This window comes from Roseisolibacter sp. H3M3-2 (assembly GCF_029211165.1).
GTDB lineage: Bacteria > Gemmatimonadota > Gemmatimonadetes > Gemmatimonadales > Gemmatimonadaceae > Roseisolibacter.
In genome coordinates, this window is record NZ_JARGEK010000376.1 from 1 (window position 1) to 4,491 (window position 4,491).

Below are 4,491 nucleotides of genomic sequence, written 5' to 3' on the forward strand. Positions count from 1 at the left end.
TCGATCTCCTGCTCGCCCAGAGCCTCCGCGCGCTACCAAATCTTTGACAATCGCCTCGTCCTGATCCGTCTCATCCGTTCTCCTGGTAGTTGGAAAGCAACGGCACGAGGAAGGGACGCCCGCCGCGGTACGCCTCGTACGCGTCCCCGTGCCGCTGCAGGAGCCGCTGCTCCTCGCGCACCGATCCGACCAGCAGGTAGATCGTCGACACCGCGCTGACCGCGGCCAGGTTCACCGTCATGCGCGGGCTGCACCAGAGGACGACCGCGAACGCCGTGTTGAGCGGGTGCCGCACGCGCGCGAAGGCGCCGCCGGTGCGGAGCACGCCGTCGTCGCGGTCGGTCGGCCCCTGCGCCTCCATCGGCGGGCGCACGGGGGCGCCGCGCACCCAGTCCCACGCGCCCGGGACGCCGGCGAAGCGCGCGACGCCCGCCTCGCGCAGCGCGGAGGCGCCGAGGGCGAGCCCGGCGAGCTGCCCCACGCGCAGCAGCGCGCGCAGCGGCCCGCGCGTCGCGTAGAGCGTCCGGTCCGGCTGCCGCCACGCCCACGCGGCCAGCGCCGCCGTCGCCACGACCGCCTGCGCGTTGAACAGCGGCCGGTACCACGCGTCGCGCGCGCGCGTCCCGAACCGCCGCGCGAACGCCTCCTTCGCGCGCCGGTCGGCCAGCGCGCTGTGCAGCACCGCATACGCGAGCGTCGCCCCGGCAAGCTTCCACCCCGATGACATGCTGACGGCACTTGCAAGATCCAGAGCAGACAGGATTGACAGGAAACCGGGGGAGAGACTCGAGCCTGCAGTCTTTCCCCCGGCTTCCTGTCAATCCTGTCGAATGCTCTTACTCAGCGCACGCGCAGCCCCACGCGATGCGCGTCCTTCCCGGCGAACGGCTCGTACGCGTAGTCGAGCGAGATGCGGTCGCGCGTGAAGCCGAGCCCCGCGGTGCCCGCCCGCTCCCCCGGCTCGAGCGTGCGCCGGGCGCCGGCGCGCAGCGCGATCGAGTAGCCCTGCAGCGGCACGATCGACAGCTCGGCGCCGCCGGCCGCGGTCACGTCGCCGCCGCGCAGCACCGAGACCGCGGCGGACGCGCCGAGGTCGATCCACGGCGTCAGCGGATAGTTGGCGCCGGACGCGCCGAGGGTGACGCGGGTCGGGAGCGGGGCGCGCGCGCCGTCGAGGCGGAGCCCCTCGCCGAGGTGCTGCGCCGCGAGGCCGACGATCAGCTGGTCGAACAGGAAGCCCTTGGCCACGCCGACGTCGGCCGAGACGGTGCCGTCGCGCGCCGCGCCGAGGCGCTCCTCGGCGTAGCGCACCGTCGCGCCGAGCCGCACGCCCATGAACGGGCGCGCGTAGCCGACCGCCGCCGAGAGGCTCGACGCCGTGACCGGGCCGCGCGTGGGGAGGGCGCCGACGGCGGCGCGCGCGGCGTCGCGCAGCGCGGGCGACGCCGCGCCGTAGTCGAGGAACTGCACCGCGAGCCCGGTCGTCCCGCCGAGCGTCTGGAGCGCGCTGGCGAGCGCGCCGAGCGTGCCGGCGCCGCCGTAGCGCTGCCCCTGCACGCTCGCGCCGCGCGACCACGCGAGCAGCCCGGGGTTGGCGAGCATCGCCTCGGCGTCCTGCGCGAGCGGCTGCGCGCCGCCCATCGCGAGGGCGCGGGCGCTGACGGGGAGGCGGAGGACGAGGGGCGCGGTGGGCGACTGCGCGCGCGCGGCGGGGACGCACAGCGCCAGCAGGGCGGCCGCGCGGAGCGTGGAGGGGGCGGGCATGGCCGGTAGGATGCGCGCCCGCGCGCCGGGGCGCTACCGCGCGACCGCTTCCGCGCGATCGCTACCGCGTCGGGACCACCGCGCCGCCGCGCTTCTGCCAGGCGCGCCACCCGCGCCACGCGAACAGCGCCGCGAACACCGCCGCGAAGAGCAGCGGGTCGGTGACGTCCTTCTTCTGGCTCCAGAAGTAGTGCAGCATCCCCAGCCCCACCACGACGTAGGTCAGCTGGTGCAGCCGGTTCCACCGCTTGCCGCCGAGCCGCCGGATGGACGCCGTGGTGCTGGTGAGGACGAGCGGGAGCAGCAGCAGCCACGCGACGAAGCCCACCGTGATGTACGGGCGCTTCACGATCTCGGTCGCGACCTCGCCCAGGTTCCCCTCGAGGTCGAGCGCGTAGAACGTCGCCAGGTGCGTCGTGGCGTAGAACGCCATCCACAGCCCCAGCTGCCGGCGGAACGGGGCGAGCCAGTTCCACCCCGTGAGCTGCCGCAGCGGCGTCACCGCGAGCGTGAGGACGAGGAAGCGGATCGCCGTCTCGCCGGTGGCGTGCTCCAGCCCCTTGACCGGGTCCTTGCCGAGGTCACTGGGGAGGTAGTTCCAGGCGCGCCAGAACTGCCAGCCCAGGTAGAGCGCGGGGACCGACGAGGCGGCGAAGAGGAGCGCGGCGAGGACCCGCTTGCGCGCCTTGGGGGTGAGCGTCGAGCGGGGAGCGTCGAGCGTCGAGGGGCGCGCTCGACGCTCGACGCTCGACGCTCCGCGATCGGGCGGTCCGACCGGCGTCGGCGCTGCCACCTCAGTAGTTCGCCTTGAGATCCATCCCCGCGTACAGCGACGCCACCTGGTCCGCGTAGCCGTTGAACGGGAGCGTCGGCCGGCGACGGAACTCGCCGATGCGGCGCTCGCGCGCCTGCGACCAGCGCGGGTGGTCGACGGCCGGGTTCACGTTCGCGTAGAAGCCGTACTCGTTGGCCGCCGCGTCGTTCCACGTCGTGCGCGGCTGCCGCTCGGTGAGCCGGATGCGCACGATCGACTTGACCCCCTTGAAGCCGTACTTCCACGGCACCACGAGGCGCAGCGGCGCGCCGTTCTGGTTGGGGAGCGTCTTGCCGTACATCCCGGTCGCCAGGAGCGTCAGCGGGTGGCGCGCCTCGTCGAGGCGCAGCCCCTCCTTGTACGGCCACTCGAGCACCGCGGTGCGCTGCCCGGGCATCTGCCGCGGGTCGAGCAGCGTCGTGAACTCGACGAAGCGCGCCGACGGGAGCGGCTCGACCTTGGCGAGCACGTCGCGCAGCGGGACGCCCATCCACGGGATCACCATCGACCACGCCTCGACGCAGCGCATGCGGTACGTGCGCTCGACGACGCCGACGCCGCGCAGCAGGTCCTCGAGGGTGTAGGTCGCCGGCTTCTTCACCAGCCCCTCGACCACCACCGACCACGGCCTGGTGCGGAAGGCGCCGGCGTTGGCGGCCGGGTCCTCCTTGTCGGTGCCGAACTCGTAGAAGTTGTTGTAGGTCGTCGCCGTCTCGTACGGCGTCGGCTCGTCGGGGAGCGCCGGCTGGCCGCGCTCGACCTCGCCGTTCGCCTCCCCCGTCTCGCCGGGGGCGCAGGCCAGCGCGGCGGGGGCGATGAGCCCGGAGGCGAGCCCGAGCCCCAGCGTGCCGGCCGCGCCGAGGAATCGGCGCCGGTCGCGATAGACGCCCTCCGGGGTGATCTCGGAGGCCGGGATGTCGTCGGGGCGGCGGATCAGCATGGCGCGGGCGGTGGAAGGACGTGGACGACGCGCGACCGGACGTACCGGACGTACCGGGCCGACCTCCGGCGGGTTCCCGGGGCCGAACGGCGGCCCCCTCGGCGCCCACGAGAAAGTACGCACGGACGCGCCGCCGCGAACGGCGGCCGGAACGCGACCGCGCCCGGCGGACCCTCCGCCGGGCGCGGCCTGGACCGGCGACGCCGGTGCGGGCGGGATCAGCGCCGCAGGTCCGATGGCGGCAGGTCGTCGTAGCGGCGGTAGCGCACCTCGTGCCGCTCGCCCGGCAGGCGGTCGGCCGGGAGCCGATCGGCCGGGAGCCGGTCGTCGACGTACCGCTCGTCGGTGGCGGCGCGGCGCTCCAGCGTGCGGTCGCCGGCGTCGTCGAGGCGGCGCGAGGCGTCGGCCGGGTCGACGTCCGACGGGTCGAGGTCGGCCGAGCGCGGGTGGCGGGACACGACGCGGTCCATCCCGATCCGCCCCGAGCCGTACTCCGGCCCGTAGCGCTCGTCCGGACGCCCGTAGCCGCCGGTCGGCGCCGCGCCCTCGTAGAGAACGCCGCCCACCGGCGCGCGGTCGTCGACCGTCGCCCCCTCGTCGATGCGCACCCGCCCGTCGAGCTCGCGCGGGTCGATGGCGCCGCGCGGGTGCAGCGCGCTGGCGTCGTCGACCGACAGCAGCCGGCGCTCCTCGTCGCGCGCGTCCACGCCGACGTCGTCGCGGACCTCGGCGCGCATCGCGTCGCGGTCGCGCAGCTCGCGCTCGCGCTGCTCGCGGTCGCGCACGTCGTGGTCGGCCGGGTCGAGGAGGCGGCGCGGGGCGTCGTGGTCGGCGTGCCGGTCGGCCGGGCGCGCCGTCGGGCTCCCCTCCATGATGTCGTCGATGCGGCGCGACTCCTCGAAGTACGGCCCGGGGGCGGCGCCCCCCGCGCCCGCCCCCGCCGCGCCGACGGCCGGCAGCGCGCGGTCGTCGC

4 protein-coding genes and 1 pseudogene are annotated in these 4,491 nt (G+C 75.5%); all 5 read right to left on the reverse strand.

From position 1 onward, the window contains the following. Nucleotides 1-70: 70 nt before the first annotated feature. A complete protein-coding gene (locus PYV61_RS21375; RefSeq protein ID WP_275835460.1) occupies nucleotides 71-682 on the reverse strand; it encodes a hypothetical protein in 612 nt (203 codons plus the stop codon). A gap of 158 nt (nucleotides 683-840) precedes the next feature. Next, a complete protein-coding gene (locus PYV61_RS21380) occupies nucleotides 841-1,764 on the reverse strand; it encodes a hypothetical protein (protein WP_275835463.1) in 924 nt (307 codons plus the stop codon). Nucleotides 1,765-1,825: 61 nt separating this feature from the next. Beyond that, nucleotides 1,826-2,557, reverse strand: a complete 732-nt coding sequence (locus PYV61_RS21385; RefSeq protein ID WP_275835465.1) for a protein-methionine-sulfoxide reductase heme-binding subunit MsrQ — start codon at nucleotides 2,555-2,557, stop codon at nucleotides 1,826-1,828. A gap of 1 nt (nucleotide 2,558) precedes the next feature. Then, on the reverse strand, nucleotides 2,559-3,518 hold the full coding sequence (msrP, locus tag PYV61_RS21390; RefSeq protein ID WP_275835467.1) for a protein-methionine-sulfoxide reductase catalytic subunit MsrP: 960 nt from the start codon (nucleotides 3,516-3,518) through the stop codon (nucleotides 2,559-2,561). A 218-nt stretch (nucleotides 3,519-3,736) separates the two neighbouring features. Next, a pseudogene (locus PYV61_RS21395) lies at nucleotides 3,737-4,491 on the reverse strand (hypothetical protein); the annotation flags it as partial.

Excerpts from the sequence above, each read along its gene's own strand:
- msrP (WP_275835467.1), bottom strand. The coding sequence starts at position 3,518 with ATGCTGATCCGCCGCCCCGACGACATCCCGGCCTCCGAGATCACCCCG.
- PYV61_RS21380 (WP_275835463.1), bottom strand. The coding sequence starts at position 1,764 with ATGCCCGCCCCCTCCACGCTCCGCGCGGCCGCCCTGCTGGCGCTGTGC.